This window comes from Mesorhizobium sp. NZP2077 (assembly GCF_013170805.1).
GTDB lineage: Bacteria > Pseudomonadota > Alphaproteobacteria > Rhizobiales > Rhizobiaceae > Mesorhizobium.
Genome location: NZ_CP051293.1, coordinates 661,585 through 687,712 on the forward strand (window position 1 = coordinate 661,585; position 26,128 = coordinate 687,712).

Genomic DNA, 26,128 nt, shown 5'->3' on the forward strand with positions numbered 1-26,128 from the left:
TTTCCGGACGTCGGCGCTGCCCTTCGTCTTCTGGGCTTTCTAGAAGCAGTCGTTTGAAACATATTCGGTGACCATGAGCACGAATTCAAAAGACCTCTCCCACCGTCTCGCCGCCGGCGCCGATGACGCACCGGCGATCCTGGCACCCGACAGGACCACCCTCACCCATGGCGGACTGCGCCGCCTGATCGCGGCCACGGCTGAGCGGCTGCATGCGCTCGGCATCGGCCGGGGCGACCGGGTGGCGATCGTGCTGCCGAACGGGCCGGAGATGGCCACCGCTTTTGTTGCCATGGCCGCCGCCGCCTCGACGGCGCCGCTCAACCCCGCCTATCGCGCCGATGAACTCGATTTCTACCTCACCGACATCGGTGCCAAGGCGATCCTTATCACGGAGAATGAGACCGGACCGGCGGTGGCGGTGGCCGAACGCCTCGGCATTGGCGTGCTGCGGCTGGTCGTTTCGCCCGGCACCCCCGCCGGCAGCTTCACCATCGAGGGCGCGGCGGTCGGTCCGCAAGCGGCGCCCGATATGGCGCGGGATAGCGACATCGCGCTTCTGCTGCACACATCGGGCACGACGTCGCGACCAAAACTGGTGCCGCTCAGCCATGCCAACATCGCCGCTTCATCAGCCCATATTGGCGCAACCGTCGGCCTGACCGCCGATGACCGCTGCCTCAACATCATGCCGCTGTTCCACATTCACGGCCTGATTGCGGCGGTGCTGTCGTCGCTGGCGTCGGGCGGCAGCATCTACTGCACGCCGGGCTTCAACGCGCTGCGTTTCTTCCAGTGGCTGAGCGACGCGAAGCCAAGCTGGTACACGGCGGTGCCGACCATGCACCAGGCGATCCTGCCCCGTGCGGCCCGCAATGCGGAGGTTCTGGAGTCCGCGCGCCTGCGCTTCATCCGCTCCTCCTCGGCGTCGCTGCCGGCGCAAGTGATGGGCGAGTTGGAAGCAACCTTCGGCTGCCCGGTGATCGAATCCTACGGGATGACCGAGGCCGCCCACCAGATGGCCTCAAACCGGCTGCCGCCGGGCCTGCGCAAGCCGGGCAGCGTCGGCGCCGGCGCCGGCCCGGAGGTGGCCGTCATGGCGCCCGACGGACAGCTGCTCAAAGCCGGCGAGACCGGCGAGATCGTCATTCGCGGGCCCAATGTCACGGCTGGCTATGAGAAGAACCCCGATGCCAATGCCACCGCCTTCGCGCATGGCTGGTTCCACACCGGCGACCAGGGCGTGCTCGACGAGGACGGCTATCTCCGCGTCACCGGCCGGCTCAAGGAGATCATCAACCGCGGTGGCGAAAAGATCTCGCCGCTCGAGGTCGACGACGTGCTGATGGATCATCCGGCGGTGGCGCAGGTCGTCACCTTCGCCATGCCGCATGAAAAGCTTGGCGAGGAGGTGGCGGCGGCCGTGGTGCTGCGCGAAGGCATGAGCGCCAATGAGAACGACATCCGCACCTACGCCGCGACCCGGCTCGCCGACTTCAAGGTGCCGCGCAAGGTGCTGATCCTCGAAGAAATCCCCAAGGGTGCGACGGGCAAGCTGCAGCGCATCGGGCTTGCCGCCAAACTCGGGCTTTGACGATGAAGATCACCATTTTCGGCGCCGGCGCGATCGGCGGCTATCTCGCCGCCAAGCTGGCGATCGCCGGCCGCACCGAGCTGTCGATCGTCGCCCGCGGCGCTCATCTCGAAGCGATCCAGGCAAACGGCCTGCGCCTGATCGAGGATGACGAAGAATCGGTGGCGCCGGTCCGCGCCGCAGCCAAGGCCGAGGAACTCGGCGTGCAGGATTACGTGGTTCTGGCGCTGAAAGCCCATTCGCTGACCCCGGCGCTGGACCAGATCGCACCGCTGCTCGGGAACCACACATCCGTCGTCACCATGCAGAACGGCGTGCCGTGGTGGTATTTCCATGGCGTTGGCGGGCCGCTCGAGGGCACCAGACTGAACGCGGTCGATCCCGGCGGCGCGATCTGGCAACGGATCGGGCCGCAGCGCGTCATCGGCTCGGTCGTCTATCCCGCCGTCGAAGTCGACGCGCCCGGCCTCATCCGCCATGTCGAAGGCAAGCGCTTTTCGCTCGGCGAACCCTCGGGCGCGCGCAGCGAACGCGTGACGCGCCTGGCCGAGGAAATGGTCAAGGCCGGCCTGCAGGCGCCGGTGCGCGACGACATACGCAGCGAGATCTGGGTGAAGCTGTGGGGCAACCTCTCCTTCAACCCGATCTCGGCGCTGACCGGCTCCACGCTGGCCGCGATCGTCGCCGACGAAGGCACCCGCCAGCTTGCCCGCGCCATGATGCTGGAAGCGCAAGCGATCGGCGAAAGCCTTGGCGTGCGCTTTCCGATCGGGGTCGATCGCCGCATCAAGGGCGCCGGCGATGTCGGCGAACACAAGACCTCGATGCTGCAGGACCTGGAGCGCGGCCGGCCGATGGAGATCAACGCGCTGGTGAGCGCGGTGCAAGAACTTGGCCGGCTAACGGACAAGCCGACGCCGACGATCGACGCCGTGCTGGCGCTTGTGCGGCGCCTGGCGGTGGAACGCGGGTGTTACGGGTGATGGGGACGCGTCGGCGCCGCTGGCCTGCACGCGGCCGTTGCTAAGCGGCGGCGCCGGTTTGGGATTTGAGCGGCAAGCCCGCTGCTGGATCAAGGAAGGTAGAGAGAGAGTTGTCGAAGCGGCCTGGCTCGAAGGCCAGCGCATCATGCATGGGAAGTGCTGCCGAGAAGAGAAAGCCCTGCGCGACCATGCAATCGAGCGACCGCAGGATCAGGCGATCAGCGTCGGTTTCGACCCCCTCGGCGACCACCTCCATTCCCAGCGTTCGCCCGAGATCGATGACTGCCTTGACCAGGGCCTGATCTTCCACGGATTTGGCGAGATCGCGAACGAAGTCCTTGTCGATCTTGATCTTGCGGATTCGGCTGTCCTTCAGCGAAACCAGCGTCGAAAAGCCGGTGCCGAAATCATCCAGCACAATCGATAGGCCCGCATCCGCCAGGCGTTCCAGCTTTTCGTCAACCCTGTCGCGATCCACGGGCGCTTCTTCCGTGATCTCTATCTCGAGCATCGCCACAGGGACATTCTTCGTCTTGAGGGTGTCGAGGATCATTTCATCGACATTGCCCGCCTCGAGTTCGCGCGGCGAGAGATTCATCGCCACCCGAACATGCTGACGCCCGTTTCTCACCAGCTCTTCGATCATGGCGCAGCAGTTTAGAAACACCGTTTCCGTCAACAGGGAAAGCAACCCGGTTTCACGCGCCGCGGTGACGATTTCGGGCGGGGAAATGGGGCCATGAACCGGGTGGCGCCACCGCAGCAGCGCCTCGAAGCCGACCACGGCATTCGTGTCCAGTCGCACCATGGGCTGGAACCATGAGCAGAGAGTGCCTGTTTCGATGGCCCCGCGCAGATCGCGCTCGATGCAGTGCTTGCGTTCGAGTCCGCGATCGAGCCCGGCATCGAAGAGACGGTATTCATTCCTGCCGCTGCGCTTGGCCGCATAGAGTGCGAAGTCCGCCCGCAGCAACATCTCCGTCAATTGCGGTCTCTCCGATACGTAGATGCCTATCGAAGCGCCAACACGCACCGAATTCAACGCCGGATCCGGATTTGCGATGGCGGCGATGATCGACGATGCAAGTTCGCCGGTCGACTGCACGGACTTGCCGGCGGGAAAGAGCAGCACGAACTCGTCGCCGCCGATGCGCGAAATGGTTGCCCCTGGCGGCGCATGGTTTTCTATTCTGCGCGCAACCCTGACCAGCAGCTCGTCGCCGATATTATGACCATAGGTGTCGTTGACGGATTTGAAGCCGTCCAGGTCGATCAGCATGGCCACGAACGGACCGTCGGCAAGTCCGAGCTGGCGGATAGCCTGCTCGAGCCCGTACCTGTTGAGCAAATTGGTCAGCGGATCCCGCCTGGAGTTTCGCTCCATCTCGGTGGCGAACGCCTTCGCCTCGTATTTAAGGCGGCTCGCCTCGCGGAAGCGGGCTTGTCCAAGAAGCGCGCTTCTGACCATGCCAGCGAGAAAAAGCAGGACTGTGAAAGCCAGAATATAGTTCTCGACTCCGCCTTTTGCCGAAAGGCAGCCGATGGTGATCAAAAGCGGCAGCGTCATGAAGCTGATCGAGGACGGGGCGTATGATGTTCCGTAGGTGACGGAACCGGCCGACGCGCCGGCGAGAACGATCAGATAGATCGGCGCCTGGGGCGTGGTGTAGCCATCGGTCAGCACTGCCAGAAAAGACCAGGCGATACCCGACGCCAGAGCCAGAATCCCATAAGAAGAGAGCCCTGCACCGACCGGTTTCAGCCGGTTGTCGATCTTATCCGATTGGGAGAGAGCAAGGGCAATGCGTGCGCCATTTATCGTGCTGACCGCCGCAAACCACAGAACCGCCGCAAGCCCGCCGCCCGAAAGCATCTGCACGGCCAGGATCAGGGCCGAGAGGACCGTGCCGACAGGCATCGAAATGAAGATCCCGGTCCGCAGATCAGCCAACTGATCCCGGAGAATCCCGGCGTCCACGGATTCACCCTGCCCTTGAGGGGCGGACCCTGGAACAGGCTGCTTGGAATGCCTCATATGCCAAGTGGCTAGGCTAGCGCGGTGAAAATCGCGTTAAGGATTCACCAGCCCGCGGCGCAATCGCTCGATTCCTGGAGCAGCCCTTTGTCTGGACACAATTCCCAAGGGAAAGCGCCTAGCGCTTTTCCCGGGAAAACCGCGTCCCACTTCCCTTGGAATTGCTCCAGCCAGTCACGCCGCGTTCTTGTACCGCCCGCCAGAAGCGGGCGAACCACATGCCCACGAAGGCACCCAGGGGCGCTTGCGGGCACCGTTATGCTGGAGGCGCCGACGATCGAGCGCGGGTGGGTTCAGTTGGTGCTGGCTTTAGCGGTAAACCCGCACTGCTTCTGTTCCATATCGATCTGCTTGGTGATGCGGATGGCATTCTGTGCGTAGGCCTCCGTCACGGAGCCGCTATTCACGGTCTTGTCCTTCAGCGGACTCACGCCTGCGCAGAGGTGGAAAACATGCGGCTCGGAGGACTTCTTGGCTCCGTTTTCGGGCGCGATCCAGTAAACGACATCCTGACCGGCCGGGTGGCTCGCGTCCTGCGTCGCCGCTGTCACCGCGGCGCTGTCCGTGGCGATCGCCTGCGCCTGGGCGGCGACGTCGGGCGAACAGGCCGTGGTCGGTTGCCCCGTCTTGATCTGTGTCGCGCACGCGTTCATGTCCTGGGTGTACTGCTCGACAGACGGAGGCTTGAGACTGACCCCTGTTATCGCGGCGACCACGGCCAGTACAGCACCGAGGCCGCCGGCAACCTTCTTGGTCTGCGGATCCATGTTTTTGTCGGAGAGGATGAGGAAGACCAGCGGCACGAAGGCGATCAGCGTGATGATCGCGCCGAGCTGGTTTTGGAAGAAGAAACTGGCCGTGTCGGATGCGCGGGCCGGGTCGTGCCTGTTGGCCGCCTTCCACAGCAAGTTGCCGGCGATCGCGAAAATCGCGATGCCGACCAGAAGGCCGATGATCAAGGGCAGGTGTGCCTGGTCGAATTTGCCCTGGCGAAGCAGGATAATTCCGTAGATCTCGCCGCCGATGGCGACGATCCACGAGAGTGCGGCAAAAAGGCGAAGGCGCGCGGCGGAGGACTTCTGGCCCTGCGTCGCTTGCCAATCCTTGGTAACGTCCGGCTTGTTGTCAGTCATTGACCATATCCCCCGATATCGACACTTCCGCGGGCGGCGTCAGACCATAAGGCCAACCCGCCCTGCGCAGCGTCATTCAACGAACGTCACCTGCCTAAGCGACGCGGCGAAAATGTGAGCACCACAGCAGCCCTCATCCCCACCCATATTGCGCATCCGTCGGCCCGTCCATACCCACGGAGGCCAATGCCTGTGCGGCGATGGCTCCGTTCTTCACCTCAGGCTCGAACTTGACGCTGCCTTGCCTCACTTGGCTCGCTTCCCTGGCGGTCCGCTCATCGCGCGCAGACCGGCGGCGCGCGGCGGGGTCGGCGCGCCCATTACCCCCTATCTTAGTCGGAGTATTGACTCGACCACCGGAGTGGCAGCGCTTAGATTGCGCATGGGTCGCTAGCCTTCCACGGGGAAGCCAACTGAGATATCAGCAATGGCTTGGCAATGAATAGGTCGATAACCGCTATTACCGTGACGCATAACAGCGCGCATACCGTGCGTGGCGCGCTTGCTCGCCTGCCTCCAGGGCTGGAGATCATATGCGTCGACAATGCAAGTACAGACGATCTTTCTACTGCCCTGTCGGGCTTTTCCGTTCATCGTGTTGATAATGCATTAAATCTCGGCTTTGGGCACGCCTGCAACATCGGCGCGGCCGCGGCATCGGGGGAGTATTTGCTGTTCATCAACCCCGACGTGCGTCTTGGAACGGACGCCGTGGATGCGCTTATGCAGGCGGCTGAGCGCTACCCGAATTGCGGTGTCTTCGTGCCGCGCACAAACACGGTGGATGGGCGACTGTGGTTTCGCGAGCAGAGCGAAATCGATCGCCTTTCCGGCGTGTCGCTGCCCACGCGTATCAGGCAGGTGTGGGGGGATTGTTGCGTCCGCTTCGTCAATGGCGGCGTGTTCATGATCAAACGGACGCTCTTCCTGGAAACGGGCGGGTTTGATGAGGATATCTTTCTGTATTTCGAAGATGACGACCTCTCGTACCGTCTGCTGCAGCGTGACGAGCCCATGATCCTTGTCAGTGGCGCGCATGCTGTCCACGACGTTGGCACTTCGGTTGCGCAGTCGACCCGGTCACGGATCTTCCGGTATCGGTCGAAGATGCGCTCGGAAATCCACTTGCGCAAAAAGTACGGCATCGCCTATAGCCCATTCGTGGACATACTCCGTTATTCCACGAAAATAGGCTTCTATTGCCTGACGCTTAATCGAAACAGACTGATCAATTCCCTGGGCCGACTGATAGGTATATTTGACAGCATCCTTGACCGATCGCGCGCGAATCGGAACAGCGGCTATGTCGCCTGAAGCTGCCGACACGAGTGTCGCCTTGGCTGATGTCCTGCGCCGCGAGCCGCGAAAAGAAGAGGCATGGGGCGTCGACCGAAGCGCTGATGTGAGCGAAATCCACATCGACGCGCCGGGACGCTACATCGTCGAGCTTTCGCCGACAGACAGGCGGATGCCGTTTCTCCGGCTCAATGTTCGCCGCCCAGGACATGCCGACAGGATCGTCTATGTGCCGGTTACCAAGCGGACGTCCTATCTGCTTAAGAGCACCGAAGACGGCCTGGTGTTGCAATTTGAAAGCAGTGACATCCTTGCCGCGCGCGTTCGACCCTTAAGAATCAGGGATATTGGCGCGCTGTTGACTCGGCGCCATCGCCACAAGCGATTTCAAGTCCCGCTTGGCCAAGGCCTCGTATTGCAGCCTCTCTTGCACATCGCAGGAGCGGAAGGGCGCGAATTGGCCCGTGCCCTCGGGAGCCTTCACGGTTGGGGCTTCGGTACCGGGAGTGACAATCTGCAGAAGACCATGTCGCGGTACTTCGACGGCCCACCCGCAGAGGCCGCCGAACGCCGGCCCAGCGCCGAGCAGAAGATCGCCGTCGCGCTTCACCTGCACTACGCGGATCTCTGGCCCGAATTCGAGGCGCTGCTGGAAGCGACCGACCGTCAATTCCAGATCTTTCTCACGCTGACCCGGCCCGACGCGGCATTGGCGCAACGCGTTCAGGCAAGATTTCCGGATGCCGAGATTATTGTTTATGAAAATCGTGGCCGCGATATCGGCCCCTTCATTCAACTGCTTCGCGAAGGACGACTCGATCCCTTCAATCTCATCTGCAAGCTGCATGGCAAGAAGTCGGGGCCGAGCGGGCCGCGCATGGTCCTCGGTGAGATCTGGCGCCAGGCGAGTGCATTCGACCTGATCGGATCCCGCGACGTGGTTGATCGCATTATCGCCGAGTTCGAGCGTTCGCCCGACACCCAGATGATTGGATCCAGACGCTTTCGGTTGCCAAATGAATGGAAGGGAGAGAAAGCTGCATGGGGCGAGAACAGGGCGATGGTCCTCAATTTGCTGGAGACAATGGGGATGCCCTCCAGCTCTCGTCTCGACTTCTTTGCCGGGACGATGTTCTGGGTTCGCCGCAGCGCGCTGGAACCGCTCATGTGGCTTGACCTGCCTTTGGCAGTCTTCCCCGAAGAGTCAAACCAGCAGGACGGCACATTGCAGCATGCACTCGAGCGTGTGCTTGGAATGATCGGCACAAATATCTCCGGCGTTGCCTGGGATGATGACATGACGCCGGATTCCCGCGAGGCAGACCCGATTGGATAAATCCGAATTTTTGATCTTCGTGGGTTCGTTGACCAGCAGAAGGCGATGGAAGAGATTTCGACTCCGTCAACGAATTCGAACCAGCGGGCTGTTCGATGTGTCGTGGTATCTCGTTCAGAATCCGGATGTAGTCAGGAGCGGGAAAGATCCGATCCTGCACTACATCAGGCACGGTGTCGCCGAGTCCCGGAACCCAAGTCCAAACTTCGACAACGAATACTACCTGAAGAAATATCCCGACGTAGCTGTCGCGTCGATGAATCCGCTGGATCACTACATTCGTTTCGGCAAGATTGAGGGGCGCAGCACCCGACGTGCTCCGGGCACAAATGCCGGCGACATCCAGAGACCCGCCACCTATGTACCGCGATCCAGCGAGGAGCGACCGGCCGCCTTGAGGGCGCGCCTGATTGCATTCTATCTGCCGCAGTTCCACCCGATCCCCGAAAATGATGCCTTTTGGGGCAAGGGCTTCACGGAGTGGACGAATGTGACACGCGCGGTGCCACAGTTCGACGGTCATTATCAGCCCCGGCTGCCGGGAGACCTTGGCTTCTATGATTTGCGGGTGAAGGACATCCAGAAGGAGCAGATCGAGATCGCCATACAATATGGTATTTCGGGGTTCTGTTTTCATTTCTACTGGTTCAACGGCAGGCGTCTGCTCGAGATGCCGATCACCCAGTTTGTCGAGAACGATGCGCACGAGATGGGCTTCTGCATCAACTGGGCAAACGAGCCTTGGGGCCGCCGTTGGGATGGGCGCGACCAGGAAGTGCTGATCGCGCAATCGCACTCGCCCGAGGACGACCTGGCCTTCATCGAATATGTAGCCGGCTATTTCCGTGACCGGCGTTACATCCGTGTCGGCGGCAGGCCACTGCTTATGATCTACCGGCCCGGATTGTTTCCGTCGCCGGCAGAAACGGCACAGCGCTGGAGGGCCTATTGCCGGGAAGCCGGCATCGGCGAGATTTTTCTTGCCTATCCTCAGTCGTTCGACATGGGCGATCCCGCCGAATTCGGATTCGACGCCGCCGTCGAGTTTCCGCCGAATCTTGGAAGGTTCCCCGAGATCAGCGACAGCATCCCAACGCTCAAGAGCGGCTTCAGGGGGAAGATCTACGACTGGGCAGAACTCCTTTATCGCAGCCGCGCCTACCCGCAGGTTCCTTACACACTGTTTCGCGGACTTTGCCCCTCCTGGGACAACACCGCGCGGAGGATGGAGGCGGCCTACATTCTGGTCAACGCGTCGCCGTCCCGCTACGGAGAATGGCTCGCCAACGCGGTCGTCGATACAAGCGATCGCTTCGCCGATTTCGACAGCCGCCTGATCTTTATCAATGCCTGGAACGAATGGGCGGAGGGAGCCTATCTCGAGCCCGACGCCCGCTACGGCTATGCCTATCTGCAAGAGACGCGGGACGTGGTGTCGGCTCCAGCGGCCGGCAAATCAACCAGAAGTCAGTCCTGGCGTGTCCTGTTCGTGTCGCACGACGCAGCCCTCGGTGGGGCCCAGGCATCGTTGCTCAACATTATCGAATGGCTCCAACGACACACGGACTTGGAGATCAAGGTGCTGTGCCTGGAAGGTGGTCAACGGCTCGAACAGTTTAGACGTCTCGTCGATACCGTTCTTCTGAGCGATGTGGTTTCGCAGACCGATACGACCGCTGCCAAACTGGCCTGCATCAAGGCTTGGTACGGCGGCGAGCCGGATCTCGTCTATTGCAACAGTCTGGCGACCGGCCGTGCGCACGCGCTGCTTGCTGAACTGGGTCGGCCAATACTGACGCATGCCAGGGAGTTGGCAACGAGCGTCGCTCGATACGTGAAGGACGACATGGGGGATGTCGTTTCCCACACGCAGAGATTTGTGGCGTGTTCCCGAAGTGTCCGGGACTATCTGGTGTCCGCGCACAACATTGCGACGGGCGCCATAGACGTCGTCCCAAGCGCGGTTCCGCAAGCAGCCATTGATCAAGGCCACACGGAAATCCAGCGCCTTGAATGCCGCCGCCTTGCCGGCTGGCCGATGGACAAGGCCATCGTCGTCGGATCGGGCATTGGAGTGCCCTTCCGCAAAGGTGCCGATCTCTTTATCGAGGTGGCCCGAATTCTTCGAGCGCGTGGGGTCGAAGACTATCATTTCTATTGGCTCGGCTCGTTTCCGGGGCGGGAAAAGGACGAGGCTCTCGGCACATGGTCGCAGCAGCTCGAAAAGTTGCGGGCGGACGGATTGGACGAAAAGGTCACCTTCGTGGGCGATGTCGACGATGTGCGCTTCTATTTCCGGGGCGCTGATCTGTTTCTCCTGACATCCCGCGAAGAGCCGTTCGCCCGCGTTGTGCTGGAAGCGGCATCCTCCGAGTTGCCGGTGATCTGCTTCGCCGGGAGCGGCGGGGCACCGGAGTTCGTCGAAGACGATGCCGGCATGATCGTCGAATGGGCTGATCCCGTCGCGATGGCCGATGCCACGCTGAAACTGATCCGGGACAAGCCCTTGCGGACGAAGCTCGGCAAACAGGCGAGCGCCAAGGCAAGGCGGCATTTTTCCACCGATCGGGTCTTTCCGCGCCTGCTGTCGACCATGCGGAAGGTCGCAGGCAAGCCGCCCGCAGTCTCGATCATCGTGCCTAACTACAATTACGCCCGCTACCTGCACGAGCGTATGGATAGTATTCTGGGGCAGTCCTTCCAGGATTTTGAGCTTATCATCCTGGATGATGCCTCGACAGACGATAGCCGATCGATTCTGGATTACTATGCCGGCGTCTATGGCACCCGCATCATCGTCAGTGAAAGGAATTCCGGAGCGCCCTATCCTCAATGGTTCAAGGGCATAGAGCTCGCAAGGGCCGATTTGATCTGGATTGCCGAAGCCGACGACGTATCCGACCCGGCTTTCCTCGAAACACTCCTGCCCTTGTTCCGCGACCCAAGCGTGAAGCTTGCCTTTTGCGCATCGAAGATCATCAACGATCGAAGCGAGATCGTCGGCGACTATCCGTCCAGCCCGTACCTCACCGATCTCTCCAATTCCAAATGGAAACGCAGCTACCAGGTTTCGGCGGAACAGGAGGTCAACGAGGGGTTGGGCGTCACCAACACGGTCATCAACATCAGCGCCGCGGTTTTCCGGAAATTCGGCATCACGCCGGACTTCGTCGGGTACATCTTGTCCCTGCCGACGAGCGGCGATTGGCACTTTATCCTCGAGGCAATCCGCAACGGATCCGTCGCCTATGAGGCTGCATCGCTCAACCACCACCGTCTGCATAGCGACAGCGTGACCAGCATCATCACGGCTTCCCATTCCGAGGCGCTGCTGCGCACGCGGCAGATGATCCATCAGCATGTGCTGCAGACATACCCAACGGATTTGGCCATCAGGCTGAGAATGGCCGAACATGTCGTGCAGCTCTGGAAGCAGCTCTTCCCCGGACGCCCGGCCGAAGAGATGGAAAGTTTGTATTCGCTCAGCAAATTGCGCGAACTCCCCGCGAGGCCACCGGAGAGCCGTTCCCCGTCGGCGTGAGTTGGCGCGGCGATCCGATTCGGCTGCGCAGGATCAGTCGCCGGCGGCGACGAGGTGGCCGTTGCCGACATCCTGCAAGGCCAGTTTCAGCGGTGCCTCGCCGATCCTGCGGGTGGCGCCCGGGATTTCCTGGTCGAGGCGGGCGAAGCGGCTTCTGCGTTGCGCCGGGTCGGGTACCGGCACGGCTTCGATCAGCCGTTTCGTATAGGGGTGACGAGGGTTGGAAAAGACCTGGTCGCGCGTGCCCATCTCGACGATCTGGCCGAGATACATGACGGCGACACGGTCGGAAATGTTCTCGACCACCGCCATGTCATGCGAGATGAAAAGGTAGGCGACGCCGAAATCGCGCTGCAATTCCTTCAACAGGTCGAGCACGCGCGCCTGCACCGAGACGTCGAGCGCCGACACGCTTTCATCGGCGATGATTAGCTTCGGCCGCAAGGCGAGGGCGCGGGCGATACAGACGCGCTGGCGCTGGCCGCCGGAGAATTCGTGCGGATAAAGTTCCATCTGGTCGGCCGACAGGCCGACGCGCTCGAACAGCGCGGCGACACGCTGGCTGCGCTCCTCCTTCGAGGCGATGCCGTGGATGACCAGCGGCTCGGCGACGAGGTCGCCGACGCGCATGCGTGGGTCGAGCGAAGCAAAGGGATCCTGAAAGATCATCTGCACGTCGCGGCGTACCGCCCTGCGCTCGTCGCGACCGAGACCAGAGAGATTGCGCCCGCCAATGACGATGTTGCCGCTATACGGCACCAGCCCGGCCAGCGCCTTGGCCGTGGTCGACTTGCCGCAGCCGGATTCGCCGACCAGCGCCAGCGTCTCGTTGGGTGCGATCGAGAAGCTGACGCCCTCGACGGCATGGACTCTGGCGTTGACCCGGCCAAAGATGCCGCCGCGCAGGTCGAAACGGACATGCAGATCCTTGACATCGGCGACGTTGGCCGGTTTCGAGGCTTCGGCTGCATTCCTGGATTTCTGGCGGCCGACGCCGCTGCCGATGCGCGGCACGGCAGCGAGCAGTTCGCGCGTATAGCCGGCCCGCGGCCGGGCGAAGATGTCCGACGTCTTGCCCTCCTCGACCATGCGGCCGTGCCGCATGATGATGACGCGGTCGGCCATTTCGGCGACCACGCCCATGTCGTGGGTGATGAGGATGACGCTGGTGCCATGCTGGCGCTGCAGGTCGCGCAAGAGCTCCAGCACCTCGCCTTGCACGGTCACGTCGAGAGCCGTCGTCGGTTCGTCGGCGATCAGCACGTCGGGTTCAAGCGCCAATGCCATGGCGATCATCACCCGCTGGCGCATGCCACCGGACAGTTCGTGCGGAAACTGTTTTAGCCGGCTTTCGGCCTCTGAAATGCGCACCGCCTTCAACGCCTCGATAGCGCGCTGGCGAGCCTCGGCTGGCGAGAGACTGGTGTGCGCCTCGATCGACTCGGTGAGCTGCCGGCCGATCGACAGCACCGGATTGAGCGAGGTCATCGGCTCCTGGAAGATCATGGCGATACGGTCGCCACGAATGCGGCGCATCTGGCGCTCGTCGAGATCAGTCAGATCGGTATTGCCGAGATGGATTCTGCCTGACGATATGCGGGCAGCAGGCTGCGGCAGAAGCTGCATGATCGCCAGCGCGGTCATCGACTTTCCGGAACCGGATTCGCCGGCAATGCAAAGCGTTTCGCCGCGCGCGAGCGTCAGCGACAGGTTGGAGACGACCTCACGTTGGCCGTCCTCGCCACGCACGCTGACGGAGAGGTCGGCGATGTCGAGCACCGGTCCCGCCGCCACCGGGGCAGCCACCCCGGTCCGATTTCTGGCCACGCCTGCGTTCATTCAAACACGCAGCGCGGGAAGTAGAACGACACCACCCAGTTCGGCATGTCGACGATCTCGCTGATCCTGAGATCGCCGCACACCGAAGCCAGCATGTAGGCCTCGACCGGGTCTATCTGGTAGCGACCGGCAAGCAGGTCGACCATCTGCGCCACCGCTTCCTTGGCCCCAGTCATCAAATCAGGGCCGATGCCGGTCGTCACCTCATAGCCCTTGGCGTCGAGGTGACGTGACACCGGGCCGGTGGTGGTGAAGCGCGGCGTCTTCAGCCTGGCGTCCTTGACCAGGTCGAGCTTGAGCACGACGTCCATCGGGCTTTCGATCGCCGTGCCGCAAACCTCGCCGTCGCCTTGCGCGGCGTGCGTGTCGCCGACCGAGAACAGCGCTCCGGTCACCTCGACCGGCAAATAGAGCGTGGTGCCGGCGGCGAGATCGCGGATGTCGAGATTGCCGCCGACGCGCCGGGGCGGCACGACCGAGTGATGGCCCATCTCAGCCGGCGCGTTGCCGATAGTGCCGGCAAACGGTTTCAGCGGCACGCGCGCGTTATTGCCGAACAGCGCCGGTTCCAGCGAGGCGGTGTCGTATTTCCAGATGTTCAGCGCCGGCTGCTTGAAGTCGTCGGCGAGCAGCCCAAAACCTGGAATGTTTGCCGTCCAGCCGAAGCCGGACGGTTTGAACATCTCGATCGTGACCTTCAGCGCGTCACCGGGCTCGGCGCCCTCGACGAAGATCGGCCCGGTCACCGGATTGATCCTAGCGAAGTCCAGCTTGGCTATATCGGCGACCGTGCTGTCGGCCTGCAATTGGCCGCCGGAGGAATCGAGGCACTGGAACTCGATGGTCGAGCCGGGCGCTACCCGCTCGGCTGGGACGAAGGAATTGTCCCAGCCGAAATGGTGATGGCGCCCGTGGATGGTGTAGTCGCAGTTATTGCACATCTTTTACGTACACATTGTCATAGTTGATCGGAACGTGGACCGGGTCGACATAGAGGTTGTCGGCACCGCCCATGCGTGCGGATTTCATGGTGAAGCGCTGCTCGTTGAAGACCGGCGCCCAGGGCGCATCCGCCATGATCTTGGCGTAGATATCGCTCCACATCTTGTTGCGCTCCTCGGCCTTCGCCGGGTCTACAATGGAGTCGGCTTCGGCAGCCTTGGCATCGAGATCCTTGTTGCAATACCACGACCAGTTCCAGCCGCCCGGCACCGCGCCGGCGCAGCCGAGGATCGGGCCGTAGAAGTTCGAGGGATCGGGGAAATCCGCGATCCAGCCCATGCCGCCGGACCAGATCATCGGTGCGCCGGCCTTGTCGCCGCCGGCGGCGATGACGTTGGCCTGTGCCAGCGCCTGGATGCTGGCCTTGATGCCGATAGCCGCCAGATCCTGCTGGATCGCCTGGGCAATGCGCGGGTTGGGATCGGTGTTCATGGCGAACAATTGCGTGTCGAAGCCATCGGGATGGCCGGCCTCGGCAAGCAGCGCCTTGGCCTTGGCAACGTCATAGGGATAACCCTTGTATTCCTTGTCGTAGGCCGGCATCGACGGCGGCAGCGGCTGGTTGGCCGGCACGGCACGGCCATTGATGATCTGGATGATGCGCGCCTTGTTGATCGCCATGTTGACGGCCTGGCGCACCTTCACATTGTCGAAAGGCGCCATGGTGGTGTTCATGGTGATGTAGCCCGTGTGCAGCTGGCCGCCCTCGACGACGCGCGCCTTTTGTTCGGGGTCGGACATCACCTCCTGGAATTTTGCCGGCGGAATGCCGTCGAGGGGCAGGTCGATCTCGCCCTTCTGCAGGCGCAGCAGCGCCACGATCGGCTCCTGGCCGACCTCGAAGGTGATCTTGTCGAGATGCGGCAGGCCCTTGTGCCAATAGTCCGGATTGCGCACGAAGACGATGCGCTGGCCGAGCGTCCATTCGGCGAGCTTGAAGGCGCCGGTGCCGACGGGGTGCTTGCCGAAATCAGCGCCGTATTTCTCCACCTCTTCCTTCGGCACGACATGCGAGAAGTTGATGGCCATGACATGCAGGAAGGTGGCGTCTGGCCGGCTTAGTTCGAACTTGACGGTGTAGGGGTCGACGACGGTGACACCCGCGAGGCTGTCCGCCTTGCCGGCCGCGACATCGTCATAGCCCTTGATCGAGCCGAAGAAGCCGGCGCCTGGGCTCTGCGTCTTCGGGTTGGTGACGCGGTCGAGCGAATACTTCACGTCGTCGGCCGTCATCTCACGGCCATTGTGGAATTTCACGCCGTGGCGCAGCTTGAAGGTGAAGGTCTTGCCGTCCGGCGAAATCTCGTAGCTTTCGGCAAGGTCGGGCCTCAGCTTGGTCGTGCCCGGCTCGTAATCCATCAACCCGTCGAACAGGCTCTTGATCATCGACCAGTTCTGCCAGTCATAGCCGATGGCAGGGTCGAGCGTGGTGACGTCGTCCTTGTAGGTGGCGATGATCTCTCCGCCCTGCTTGGCGTTGGGATCGATGGTGTCTTCGGCGCGAGCACTCGTCATGCCGAGCATCAGGGCCAGCGCCGATACCGCCACTGTGGAGGCAAGGAATTTTTTCATTTCGTGTTCCCTTTCTCTGTTTGTTTTCTTGGTTTCATCTGAGCTTGATGCTCATCTGAGTTTGATACGGGGGTCGATGAAGGGCGCGATGATGTCGGCAAGCAGATTGCCGAGCACGATGGCGAAGGCCGAGACCAGCGTGACGCCCATGATGATCGGGATGTCGACGCGCTGGATGGCCTGCCAGGCGAGCTGGCCGATGCCGGGCCAGCCGAAGACGCTTTCGACGACGACGATGCCGCCCATGAAGATGCCGATGTCGATGCCGATCATGGCGATGACAGGCAGGATGGCGTTGGGCAAAGCGTGGCGGAAAATGATGGCGCTGCGCGCCAGGCCTTTCGCACGCGCGGTGCGGACATAGTCCTGGCGCAGCACGTCGATCATCGACGAGCGCATCATGCGCGCATACCAGCCGGCGCCGAGGATGCCCATGGTGAGCGACGGCAGCACGAGATGGCGCCAGGTGCCGTAGCCGCCGATCGGAAACCAGCTCAGCCGCACGGCAAAGACGTAGAGCAGCAGCAGGCCGACGACGAATTGCGGCGCCGAAACGCCGACGAAGGAGGCGACCATCAACGTCTGGTCGGTGGCGGTACCGCGCTTGACGGCGGCGATCAGGCCCATCGAGAGCCCAATCAGCAGTTCGCACAGGATGGCGCCGACCATCAGGAGCAGGCTGGCCGGCAGCCTCGAGACGATCAGCTCTGTCACCTCGGAGCGCTGGATGTAGGAGCGGCCGAGATCGCCGCTGACGAGCTTTGTCAGATAGCGCCAGTATTGGACCACAAAAGGTTGGTCGAGGCCAAGCTGCTGGCGAATGTTCTCGACCGTCTGCGGCGTGGCGCTGCGGCCGGCGATCTGGCGCACCGGGTCGGCCGGCAGGAGATAGAGCAGCGCGAAGGTGATCAGCGAGACGCCGAGCAGGATGAGCAGCGACTGGATCAGGCGGCGGCCGAGATAGGCGATCATGCCCGACCCCTTTGTGTCGGATCGAGAATGTCGCGCAGTGCGTCGCCGATCAGGTTGAAGGCCAGCGCCAGCGCCAGGATCGCGGCACCGGGGAAGAACACCAGCCAGGGTGCCGCCTGAAAATAGGTCTGGTTTTCGAAGATGATGTTGCCCCAGGAGGCTGTTGGCGGCTGCACGCCGATGCCGAGGAAGGAGAGCGTCGCCTCCAGCAGCACCGTGGTCGAGATGCCGAGCGTGCCCCAGACAATGATGGTCGGCAGGAGATGCGGCAGGATGTGGCGAAACAGGATGCGTGGCGCGCCCGCGCCGATGGTGCGCTCGGCATCGATGAACTCGCGTTCGGCGAGTGAGCTCGTCTCGGTGTAAATGACGCGCGCGGTCTGCACCCAGTTGACCAGGGCAATCACCATGGCGACGATCCACAGGCTCGGCTGGAACACCGCCGCCAGACAGATGGCGAGCAGCAGCGCCGGGAACGCCATCATCAAATCGGTGAAGCGCATCAGCGCGCTGCCGATCCAGCCGCGGAAATAGCCCGCGGTGACGCCGACCAAAGTGCCGATGAATAGCGCCACGCCATTGGCAACGATACCGATGATCAGCGAGGTGCGGGCTCCATAGAGGATACGGGTCAACAGGTCGCGACCGAGCAGGTCGGTGCCGAGCCAGAATTTGGCGTCCGGCGGCAGCGGCGAGCCCTCGATGGTCAGGCCGTCGAACATCTGCTCATTGGGATCGTAGCCGGTCAGCCAGGGCGCCAGCACAGCGCCGGCGACGACGATGGCGACGATCACCAGGCCAAGCAGCGCAAGACGGCGTTTGACCAGCCGGCGCCAGACGCCCGCACGTGGCTTGGCCGGCATGCGCGATGGCGCGGCGAAATCAGGCGCGATGGGACTGGTCATCGCCGCCTTCCTCACCTTTTGCTTCCTCATTCGTCATTGCCACGATCCGGCGCGCGGCATCCTCGACGCTGATCTGCCAGCTCATGGCCAGCGAGCGCAGTTGCGCATAGGCGCGCTCGTCGTCGGTGCCTTTCGACAGCGCCGCCACCGCGCGTACGATGGTCTGGCGCTCGGCTACACGCTGGCGCAGCGCAGCAATTTCGCCGGCTAAGTGTTTTCGCGCCTCGAAACTCTGCCTTGCGATAAGCAGCGCGCTGTAGACGCCGGCATTGCCGACCGGCTTCAGGAGCTGTGCGTCGGCCTTATGCGACAGCGCCCATTCAATGCGGCCCGGCGCCTCGGAGCCGATCAGCGCCACTAGCGGCATAGGCGCCTCGCCCGGCTTCCACGGAAATTGCTCGTCGAAACCAAGATCGGCATCGAAGAAGACGAAGTCGGCCGCCAGCGCCTCGGGCGGCAGTTCGGGCCAGCAGTCCAGCGTGACCAGGCCGATGGCCGACAATTGCCTGGTGATGGCCTGCACCGTCGGATGCGAGCGATGCAGGATGAAGGCCCTGGCGCCGCCGAGATTGGGGATGCGCGGCGTTCTGGTCACGACACCACCCGCAGGCGCGGCCGGCCAAACGTCCTGGCCGGATCGTAGCGCGACAGATAGGGGTCCGGCGCGACCTCGTCCTCGCGGCTGACGACCTCGAAGAAGCCGTCAGCAATCCGACCGATGATCACCGGCAACGTAGCGTGCTGGGAGTGGGCGTCTATGGCGATCGGCCCGAGCCGGGTGGAGAAGCGGCGTTCGGCAAAAGCTTTCGAAAACGCCGCCGGGCCGGCGTCGGCATCTCGCGAGAGCACGTCGGCCATCACCTGCACGGAGGCATAGGCGGAGGCCTCGAAGGACGAGGCGAAGGCGGCCCGCCGTGGTGCGAAATACGGCCCGACCGACAGATGCCCCTTGCCCGTTTCACCGATCGCCGGCAGTTCGCCCTCGGTGAGATTGCAGGAGATGACAGGGCAGGTTTCAGGGCTAAAGGTGGAATCCTCACAGCCCAAATCGCGATAGGCCGCCAGGAATGCATAGGAGGAGGTGCCGATCAGATTGTTGAGGATGAAGTTCGGCCGTGTCGCCCGTATTTCGGCGATCAGGCGCGACACATCGGTCTCGCCGATGCGCAGATAGCGCTCGCCAAGCACCTTGCCGCCGGCGTCCGCGATCAGGTCGCGGGCGACGCGGTTCATCTCCCAGCCCCAGATGTAGTTCGAGCCGAGCAGGAAGCCGTTGGCGCCGAAACCCGGCACGACATGCGCCATCAGCGGCACCAGGTGCTGGTTGGGACAGGCGTGCATGTAGACGACATGCTCGTTGGCCTCGAAGCCCTCATAGGGGCAAGCGTACCAGAGCATGCCGCCAGCCTTCTCCAGCACGGGGATGGTCTCCTTGCGGCTCCAGGAGGTGACGCAGCCGACGACATGGCGGGCGCTGCTGGTCTTGAAAATATCCTCGCAAAGCGTCGCGTAGCGGTCGGCATTGCTTTGCGGATCGCGCTCGACCGGCACCAGTTCGATGCCGTAGCTCCGGTCGGCATTGATGTCGGCGATGGCGCGCATGGCGCCCATGCGGCACGCATCGGAGACGAGCTGATAGCTGCCCGAGCGGGAATATAGGATGCCGATCTCGATACGCCGTTTCAAACAGAACCCCAGAAATGACAATGCCCCGCAGCCAGCGCCGCAAGGGCGAGGCATACGAGGCATTCTTGCCGCCCGGCGATCAGAGCCGGTATTTTGTGCTAGGGTATTCGGTCCGGCTGGTCAGTCAAGCGGGAAAGTGCGTGGAACCCGATCATGGGATTTGGGCGTGCGCGATGTCTATCACTTCCGGGCGACGTCCTCGAAACTGCGATCGAAGCGCATTAGGTATTTGCGCAGCTGGTCGGCATCGTCGCTGCCCTCCACCCTTGTTCGATGAACAGATCGCCGCCGACCCCCGCTATTGCCAATGCGGGCTGTTGCATCTGCGGATTCAGCTGGACCCTTTGAACAACGATCTTGGCTCGTCGCGCCGAAGTGGCGAAACCGAACAAGATGGTCAGGGCGCAGGTGTGAAAAGCAATTCCAAGATTTGATCTGTCAGTTCGCCAGCGATCCGACATGGCTTGGCGGCTTGGCGGGAGAGCCTAGCGCTCGGCTTCGATCAGTGTATCCAGCAGATCGAGCAACTGCTCCAGCCGCTCGTGGCCGAAGCGGCGCTCGATGTCGTCGTAGATGACGCGGCGTTCGGGTGACAGGGCGTCGATCAAGGCAGAGCCGTCCGGGGCGATGGTCAGGATGACGCGGCGGCCATCGCCTTCCGCCTTGTTGCGGGTGATGAATTTTCGACCCTCGAGCGCCTTGATGATGCGTGTCAGGCTGGGCGGCAGCACCGAGGCACGATCGGCGAGCTCGGTCGCTTCGACCGGGCCGGCTTCGCTCAGTACGCGCAGCACGCGCCATTGCTGTTCCGTCACGTCATGCGCTGCAAGCATCGGGCGAAACCGCGCCATCACCGCTTCTCGGGCATGAAGCAGCGCCATTGGGAGGGAACGAGGGGCGTTTTTGGGCAGCAAGAAATGAAAGCTCCAAACACTGGCTTCGCTGTGGACGGCGGCCTTCGTACGAACTGCCCGCCGCAAGCCCGTCCAGACCATCCGGTATCGTCGTACCAAGCGCGACGCAAGGCTCCACGCGAGGGCCTCGCATAAATCAACGCGCGTTAATTATAATAACGCAATAAGGGCGGGGAACGACATGCGGTGCCTCCCATCGCGTTCAGCCAAGATCGCCATGCCAAGGTCGACATCGGCGAGTTGAGCGCGCCGGTGCCATGCGCTTTGGAGCCCCGGCTGCGAATCTGACCTCCTTCGAGGTGCGGGACTACAAAGCAGCCCACTGCTGTCGCTCCAACGGCGTCTTGTGCTCGCGCCCCTGAAATTTTTGAGAGAATATTCCCGGCATCGACGGCAAAGGCGAAACACGTTCTTTGATAAAATCGATAGAATTTCTGATGGTGTGACCAAGGCTAGGCAATCCGCCCGGCTGCCATGACTTCACAACCGCAGAGATCAAACCATGTCGGACTTCAAGAACACTTTGCCATCTTCCCTCTGGTCAACCCTCAACCGGCGCAGTGGCCTAGCTCTGCTGTTCGCCTCGGCGGTCGCGGTCGGCAGCCTGATGGCGCCGCATGCGTCCTTCGCCGAGGACAAGAAGGCGATCAAGGTCGGCATCATCAGCGGCGAGGACGAGGATGTCTGGCGCGTCGTCGTCGCTCAAGCCGCCGAAAAGGGCCTGACCATCGAGACCGTGGTGTTCAACGACTACACCCAGCCCAACGAAGCGCTGGAGCGCGGCGAGATCGACGCCAACGCCTTCCAGCACCAGCCCTATCTCGACAACCAGATCAAGACGCAGGGCTATCACATCGTGCGCGTCGGCTATACCGGCGTCTGGCCGATCGGCCTCTACTCGAAGAAGTTCAAGGCGGTTGCCGACCTGACGGAGGGCGCCGTCATCGGCGTGCCGAACGACCCGTCCAATGAAGGCCGGGCGCTGCGCGTGCTGCAGAACGAGGGCGTGATCAAGCTGAAGGACGGCACCGGCATTCTGGCCACCACCGCCGACATTTCGGAGAACCCCAAGAAGGTCGAGATCAAGGAGCTCGACGCCGGCATCGTCGGCCGCTCGGTCGAGGATCTCGACGCCGCCGTGGTCAACACCGACTGGGCGCTGAAAAGCGGCCTGACCCCGGACAACCGCATTGCCCAGGAGCCGATCGCCGACAATCCCTACCGCAACTTCATCGCCGTGAAAGTCGGCAATGAGAACGAGGCCTGGGTGAAGACGCTGGTGGCTTCCTACCAGAACGAGGCGGTGAAGGCCGAGTTCGACAAGGTCTACAAAGGCACCGGCCTCAGCGCCTATTGATCCGACCGGGCGCCAGTTCGAGTGCAAATGCGGTCCGCGCCTGAGCGCGGGCCGCAATCGCGTTTTCGGATGGCGAGAACAGGAAACCGCATGAACCAGCATATAACGGCATCCCAGGAGATCGCCGATCCCACCCACGCCCCGCCCGATACGTCGCAGGACGTGGTGCGGCTTGTCGAGCTGAAGCGCCGCTTTGGCGCCACGCCGGCGATCGACGGCATTTCGCTGACGGTACGCAAGGGCGAGATTCTCGGCATTATCGGCCGCAGCGGTGCCGGCAAGTCGACGCTGATCCGCTGTCTGAACGGGCTGGAGCGGCCGGATTCCGGAGAAGTGTTCATCGAGGGCCGCGAGATTAGCCGGCTCGGCGAGCGCGACCTGCAGCCGCTGCGGCGGCGCATCGGGATGATCTTCCAGCACTTCAACCTGCTGTCGGCCAAGACCGTCGAGGACAATGTGGCGCTGCCGCTGAAGATCGAGGGGCGGCCGAAGGCAGAGCGGTTGGCGCGGGCAGCCGAGTTGCTCGAGCTTGTCGGGCTGTCGGAGAAAGCGAAAGCCTATCCTGCATCGCTGTCGGGTGGCCAGAAGCAACGCGTCGGCATCGCCCGCGCGCTTGCCGCACGGCCGGCGCTGCTTCTGTCGGATGAAGCGACATCGGCGCTCGACCCGGAGACGACGCGCTCCATTCTTGCCTTGCTCAGAGATATCAACCGGCAGCTTGGCCTGACCATCCTTTTGATCACGCATGAGATGGAAGTGATCCGCTCGATCGCCGACCGCGTGGCGGTGATCGACGCCGGGCGGATCGTCGAAGAGGGGCCTGTCTGGTCGGTGTTTGCCAACCCACAGTCGGACATCACAAAAAGCCTGCTCGGCGCCATCCGGCCGCAACTTCCAGCCGAACTGGCGGCCCGGCTGCTGCCGGAAGCCGGCGCGGAGACGATCCTGCGCATCGACTTTGCCGGCGAAGCCGCGCGAGGCCCGTTATTGTCCGACCTTGCCGTGGCTGTTCCGGGCGCCTTCCGTCTCGTCCATGGCGGCATCGACCATATCCAGCAGCAGCCCGTCGGCACGCTGTTTCTCTCTGTCCCCGGCAGCGATGCAAGGCATCTCGCCGAAGTGATCACATTCCTGAAGGCCCGCCAGGCGCGGGTGGAGGTGCTTGGCCATGTCGCCAATCCTGTTTGAGCTTCTGCTGCGTTCGATCTGGGAGACGGTGCTGATGACGGCCGCCTCCGGCCTGATCTCGCTGGTCTTCGGCCTGCCGCTAGGATTGGCCTTGATATCAACCGAACGCGGCGGCATTGCCGAAAACCTTTGGGTGAACCGTGTGCTCGGCGCCGTGATCAACGGCTTCCGTTCGGTGCCGTTCATCATCCTTCTGGTGGCGCTGATCCCGCTGACACGGCTGATCGTCGGCACCTCGATCGGCACCTGGGCCGCCATCGTGCCGCTGTCGATCGCCGCCACGCCCTATTATGCGCGCATCGCCGAAGTGTCGCTGCGCGAGGTCGACCATGGCCTGATCGAAGCGGCACGCGCCATGGGCGGCAACCGCTGGACGATCATCCGCGAGGTGCTGGTGCCGGAGGCGCTCCCCGGCATCGTCGCCGGCTTCACCGTGACGCTGGTGACGCTGATCGGCGCCTCGGCCATGGCCGGCGCCATCGGCGCCGGCGGTTTGGGCGATCTCGCCATACGCTACGGCTATCAGCGTTTCGAGACGTCGGTGATGGTGGCGGTGGTGATCGTGCTGATCATTCTGGTCTGTGGCATCCAGTGGGTGGGGGATCGTCTGGTGGCGAGGTTGGATCGGCGGGGGTGAGCCGGCTGAATATTTGAGGTTAGACGGGCCTCCCTCACCTTCGTCATCCACAGGCTGAGCAGCCGCGAAGCGGCGTCGCGGAGACCCGAGGATGACGAAGCGATGGGCGGTCCAGCTAAACGCCCAGGCAGCGATCCCCGATGCAAGCCGCGCTAACCTCGCAACCTAGTCCCTTCCGGGTCAAAGAACGGCATCGGCGCCACGACCGCACGCGTCAGCTTGCGATCGATATCGATGCTCAGTTCGGTGCCGACAGCGCTGAACGGCAGCCGCAGATGCGCCGTCGCCAGCACCTTGCCGAGGGAATAGCCGTGGTCGCTGTAGGTGACGACGCCGGCATCCTCGCCGTCGGCCAGCACGCGCGCATCCGTTGCAGCTGGTTTGTCGCCGTCGAGGATCAGGCCGGTCCAGCGTTCATCAAGGCCCTTGTCACGGATCTTGAGCAAGGCTCCACGGCCGACGAAATCGCCCTTGTCGAATTTGATCCAGCGGTCGAGGCCGACATGGAACGGCGTGCGGGTCTCGTCCATGTCGATGCCATGCGCCGGATAGGCCTTTTCAAGGCCGAGCGTGAACATCGCCAGCACGCCATAGGGTTTCAGGCCGAAATCCTTGCCAGCCCGCATCAGCGCATCCCAGACGGAGGCTGCCTCGTCGGCCGGCAAGAACAGTTCGAAGCCGAGTTCGCCGGTCACGCCTGTGCGCGAGATCAGGACGCGCGTGCCGTTGATCTGGCCTGAGGTGAACGCCCAGCGCTTCAAGCCGTCGAGATCGGCATCCGTGACCAGCGCCTTCAACAGTTCGCGCGAGCGCGGGCCCTGGATGGTGGGGAAGGCGATGGCGGCGGTGATATCGGTGACATAGGCTTTCCGCCCTCCGGCATGGTGCTGCAGCCAAGGCAGCATCCTCAGCCGGTTGACCGAGCCTGTCACCAGCATGAAATGCTCCGGCCCCAGCCGGAACACGGTGAGGTCGTCCATGATGCCGCCGTCCTCGCGGCAGATCGTGGAATAGCGGACCTGGCCCGGTTTCATCGCCGCGGCATCGTTGACGATGACATGGTTGACCAGCGCCTCGGCGTCCGGCCCCTTGATGTCCATCTTGCCCATGGTGCTGAGATCCTGGACGCCGACCTTCTCGCGCGTGTTCAGGTGCTCGTCGGCGATGCCGGAATAATATTTGGCCGAGATGAAATCGCCGCCGACCCGACCCATGGTCGCGCCGAGCCCGACAATGCTGCTGTAAAAAGGGGAACGCCGCTCAACCAAGAAGGTCTCCATCATTCATGAAAACGGCAGCGCCAAGCGGCGCTGCCGGAAGGCATTTGTTGTCGGTCTCAGTTGCCGTAGACGTCGAACGAAAAGTACTTGTCGTTGATTTCCTTGTATTTTCCGTTGGCGCGCAACGCGTCTATGGCCGCGTCGAACTTGTCGGCCAGTTCCTTGTTGCCCTTCTGCAGCGCGATACCGACGCCGGGGCCATGGATGGCCGGATCGGCGGTCAGCGTGCCAAGCAACTTGCAGCAGGCGCCGTCGGGCTTCTTCAGCCACTCGGTCAGGATGATCGAGCCGTCCATCATCGCATCGAGGCGGCCATTGGCCATGTCGGTGCGGGCGTCGTCGCCGGTCGGATAGGCCTTGACGGTCGAGCCGGCGTATTTCTGCTCGGCGTATTTCTGGTGGATGGTGGCGGTCTGCACACCGAGCGCTTTGCCTTTCAAATCGTCCGGCGAGGTGCCGGCGATGGTCGAATCCTTCGGCACGGCGATGGCCGGCGGCGTCTGGTAGTATTTGTGAGTGAACTCGACCTTCTCCGCCCGCTCCGGCGTGATGGTGATGTTGATGATGGCGTCGAACTTGCCGGCCTGCAGCGCCGGGATCGAGCCGTCGAAATCCTGCACGATGAATTCGCATTCGGCCTTCATCTCAGCGCACAGCGCCTTGCCGAGATCGATGTCGAAGCCGCCCAACGTGCCGTCGGCACTGGCGTAGTTGAAGGGCGGATAGGCGCCCTCGGTGCCGATCCTGAGCTTCTTGTCCTGGGCGCTGGCAGCACCGGTGGCAAGGGTGAGAGCGACGGAAGCGGCAAGCACGAAACGACCGAAAAGACGCATGTTCCAAATCCCCGTTGACTGCAGA

At 62.7% G+C, this 26,128-nt stretch carries 20 protein-coding genes; 8 read left to right on the forward strand and 12 right to left on the reverse strand.

Annotated elements, in window-relative coordinates; all coding sequences use genetic code 11:
* Positions 1–73 precede the first annotated feature (73 nt).
* Positions 74–1,594, forward strand: a complete 1,521-nt coding sequence (locus HGP13_RS03145; protein ID WP_172221382.1) for an acyl--CoA ligase — start codon at positions 74–76, stop codon at positions 1,592–1,594.
* A 2-nt stretch (positions 1,595–1,596) separates the two neighbouring features.
* Positions 1,597–2,577: a 2-dehydropantoate 2-reductase gene (locus tag HGP13_RS03150; protein WP_172221385.1), complete on the forward strand. Its 981-nt coding sequence runs from the start codon at positions 1,597–1,599 to the stop codon at positions 2,575–2,577.
* 40 nt (positions 2,578–2,617) lie between these two features.
* Here HGP13_RS03150 and HGP13_RS03155 read toward each other — a convergent pair whose 3' ends face one another.
* Both HGP13_RS03155 and HGP13_RS03160 read right to left on the reverse strand, forming a co-directional pair.
* Entirely contained in the window at positions 2,618–4,612 is a 1,995-nt protein-coding gene (locus HGP13_RS03155) for a GGDEF domain-containing phosphodiesterase (RefSeq protein ID WP_172221388.1), read from the reverse strand.
* Positions 4,613–4,905: 293 nt separating this feature from the next.
* A complete protein-coding gene (locus HGP13_RS03160) occupies positions 4,906–5,745 on the reverse strand; it encodes a hypothetical protein (RefSeq protein WP_172221391.1) in 840 nt (279 codons plus the stop codon).
* A 465-nt stretch (positions 5,746–6,210) separates the two neighbouring features.
* On the opposite strand from HGP13_RS03160, the gene HGP13_RS03165 reads away from it, so the two are divergent.
* The 3 genes from HGP13_RS03165 to HGP13_RS03175 are packed head-to-tail and all read left to right on the forward strand — an operon-like array spanning position 6,211 to position 11,918.
* Positions 6,211–7,059 (forward strand): glycosyltransferase family 2 protein, encoded by an 849-nt coding sequence (locus HGP13_RS03165; RefSeq protein ID WP_246707267.1) that lies wholly within the window; start codon positions 6,211–6,213, stop codon positions 7,057–7,059.
* 22 nt (positions 7,060–7,081) lie between these two features.
* Positions 7,082–8,377: a rhamnan synthesis F family protein gene (locus tag HGP13_RS03170; RefSeq protein ID WP_172221397.1), complete on the forward strand. Its 1,296-nt coding sequence runs from the start codon at positions 7,082–7,084 to the stop codon at positions 8,375–8,377.
* Positions 8,370–11,918 carry a glycoside hydrolase family 99-like domain-containing protein gene (locus tag HGP13_RS03175; RefSeq protein ID WP_172287155.1) on the forward strand — a complete coding sequence of 1,183 codons (3,549 nt, stop codon included), beginning with the start codon at positions 8,370–8,372 and terminating at the stop codon, positions 11,916–11,918. Before HGP13_RS03170 ends, HGP13_RS03175 begins: the two co-directional genes overlap by 8 nt.
* Before the next feature lie 33 nt (positions 11,919–11,951).
* Here the strand turns inward: HGP13_RS03175 and HGP13_RS03180 are convergent, their stop codons facing one another.
* From HGP13_RS03180 to hpaR, 8 genes are all read right to left on the reverse strand, one after another.
* A complete protein-coding gene (locus tag HGP13_RS03180; RefSeq protein WP_172221403.1) occupies positions 11,952–13,757 on the reverse strand; it encodes an ABC transporter ATP-binding protein in 1,806 nt (601 codons plus the stop codon).
* Entirely contained in the window at positions 13,754–14,698 is a 945-nt protein-coding gene (locus tag HGP13_RS03185; RefSeq protein WP_172221406.1) for an acetamidase/formamidase family protein, read from the reverse strand. Before HGP13_RS03185 ends, HGP13_RS03180 begins: the two co-directional genes overlap by 4 nt.
* A complete protein-coding gene (locus tag HGP13_RS03190; RefSeq protein ID WP_172221409.1) occupies positions 14,688–16,331 on the reverse strand; it encodes an ABC transporter substrate-binding protein in 1,644 nt (547 codons plus the stop codon). Before HGP13_RS03190 ends, HGP13_RS03185 begins: the two co-directional genes overlap by 11 nt.
* 51 nt (positions 16,332–16,382) lie before the next feature.
* Complete coding sequence (locus HGP13_RS03195) at positions 16,383–17,303, reverse strand: ABC transporter permease (protein ID WP_027032292.1); 921 nt, start codon at positions 17,301–17,303, stop codon at positions 16,383–16,385.
* Entirely contained in the window at positions 17,300–18,166 is an 867-nt protein-coding gene (locus HGP13_RS03200) for an ABC transporter permease (protein ID WP_172234600.1), read from the reverse strand. The genes HGP13_RS03195 and HGP13_RS03200 overlap by 4 nt, the downstream gene beginning before the upstream one ends.
* Before the next feature lie 19 nt (positions 18,167–18,185).
* Positions 18,186–18,803, reverse strand: a complete 618-nt coding sequence (locus tag HGP13_RS03205; RefSeq protein WP_172221412.1) for an ANTAR domain-containing protein — start codon at positions 18,801–18,803, stop codon at positions 18,186–18,188.
* Positions 18,800–19,894: a transporter substrate-binding protein gene (locus HGP13_RS03210; RefSeq protein ID WP_172221415.1), complete on the reverse strand. Its 1,095-nt coding sequence runs from the start codon at positions 19,892–19,894 to the stop codon at positions 18,800–18,802. The genes HGP13_RS03205 and HGP13_RS03210 overlap by 4 nt, the downstream gene beginning before the upstream one ends.
* Positions 19,895–20,379: 485 nt before the next feature.
* Complete coding sequence (gene hpaR, locus HGP13_RS03215; protein ID WP_246707268.1) at positions 20,380–20,775, reverse strand: homoprotocatechuate degradation operon regulator HpaR; 396 nt, start codon at positions 20,773–20,775, stop codon at positions 20,380–20,382.
* Positions 20,776–21,310: 535 nt separating this feature from the next.
* Between hpaR and HGP13_RS03220 the strand changes: the two genes are divergently transcribed.
* The 3 genes from HGP13_RS03220 to HGP13_RS03230 all read left to right on the forward strand — a co-directional run bounded on the left by HGP13_RS03220 (position 21,311) and on the right by HGP13_RS03230 (position 23,990).
* Positions 21,311–22,165 (forward strand): MetQ/NlpA family lipoprotein, encoded by an 855-nt coding sequence (locus HGP13_RS03220; protein ID WP_172221421.1) that lies wholly within the window; start codon positions 21,311–21,313, stop codon positions 22,163–22,165.
* 90 nt (positions 22,166–22,255) lie between these two features.
* The gene (locus HGP13_RS03225) at positions 22,256–23,353 is read left to right on the forward strand and encodes a methionine ABC transporter ATP-binding protein (protein ID WP_172221424.1); all 1,098 of its coding nucleotides are present in this window, start codon (positions 22,256–22,258) and stop codon (positions 23,351–23,353) included.
* On the forward strand, positions 23,334–23,990 hold the full coding sequence (locus HGP13_RS03230; RefSeq protein ID WP_172221427.1) for a methionine ABC transporter permease: 657 nt from the start codon (positions 23,334–23,336) through the stop codon (positions 23,988–23,990). Before HGP13_RS03225 ends, HGP13_RS03230 begins: the two co-directional genes overlap by 20 nt.
* Positions 23,991–24,142: 152 nt before the next feature.
* Here HGP13_RS03230 and HGP13_RS03235 read toward each other — a convergent pair whose 3' ends face one another.
* Positions 24,143–25,273 carry an aminomethyltransferase family protein gene (locus HGP13_RS03235; RefSeq protein ID WP_172221430.1) on the reverse strand — a complete coding sequence of 377 codons (1,131 nt, stop codon included), beginning with the start codon at positions 25,271–25,273 and terminating at the stop codon, positions 24,143–24,145.
* A gap of 53 nt (positions 25,274–25,326) precedes the next feature.
* Entirely contained in the window at positions 25,327–26,103 is a 777-nt protein-coding gene (locus HGP13_RS03240) for an ABC transporter substrate-binding protein (RefSeq protein ID WP_172221433.1), read from the reverse strand.
* Positions 26,104–26,128: the final 25 nt, after the last annotated feature.

Coding starts and splice junctions, on each gene's coding strand:
- HGP13_RS03145 (WP_172221382.1), top strand. CDS start 74: ATGAGCACGAATTCAAAAGACCTCTCCCACCGTCTCGCCGCCGGCGCC.
- HGP13_RS03150 (WP_172221385.1), top strand. CDS start 1,597: ATGAAGATCACCATTTTCGGCGCCGGCGCGATCGGCGGCTATCTCGCC.
- HGP13_RS03155 (WP_172221388.1), bottom strand. CDS start 4,612: ATGAGGCATTCCAAGCAGCCTGTTCCAGGGTCCGCCCCTCAAGGGCAG.
- HGP13_RS03160 (WP_172221391.1), bottom strand. CDS start 5,745: ATGACTGACAACAAGCCGGACGTTACCAAGGATTGGCAAGCGACGCAG.
- HGP13_RS03180 (WP_172221403.1), bottom strand. CDS start 13,757: ATGAACGCAGGCGTGGCCAGAAATCGGACCGGGGTGGCTGCCCCGGTG.
- HGP13_RS03185 (WP_172221406.1), bottom strand. CDS start 14,698: ATGTGCAATAACTGCGACTACACCATCCACGGGCGCCATCACCATTTC.
- HGP13_RS03190 (WP_172221409.1), bottom strand. CDS start 16,331: ATGAAAAAATTCCTTGCCTCCACAGTGGCGGTATCGGCGCTGGCCCTG.
- HGP13_RS03195 (WP_027032292.1), bottom strand. CDS start 17,303: ATGATCGCCTATCTCGGCCGCCGCCTGATCCAGTCGCTGCTCATCCTG.
- HGP13_RS03200 (WP_172234600.1), bottom strand. CDS start 18,166: ATGCCGGCCAAGCCACGTGCGGGCGTCTGGCGCCGGCTGGTCAAACGC.
- hpaR (WP_246707268.1), bottom strand. CDS start 20,775: ATGGCGCTGCTTCATGCCCGAGAAGCGGTGATGGCGCGGTTTCGCCCG.
- HGP13_RS03220 (WP_172221421.1), top strand. CDS start 21,311: ATGTCGGACTTCAAGAACACTTTGCCATCTTCCCTCTGGTCAACCCTC.
- HGP13_RS03225 (WP_172221424.1), top strand. CDS start 22,256: ATGAACCAGCATATAACGGCATCCCAGGAGATCGCCGATCCCACCCAC.
- HGP13_RS03230 (WP_172221427.1), top strand. CDS start 23,334: ATGTCGCCAATCCTGTTTGAGCTTCTGCTGCGTTCGATCTGGGAGACG.
- HGP13_RS03235 (WP_172221430.1), bottom strand. CDS start 25,273: ATGATGGAGACCTTCTTGGTTGAGCGGCGTTCCCCTTTTTACAGCAGC.
- HGP13_RS03240 (WP_172221433.1), bottom strand. CDS start 26,103: ATGCGTCTTTTCGGTCGTTTCGTGCTTGCCGCTTCCGTCGCTCTCACC.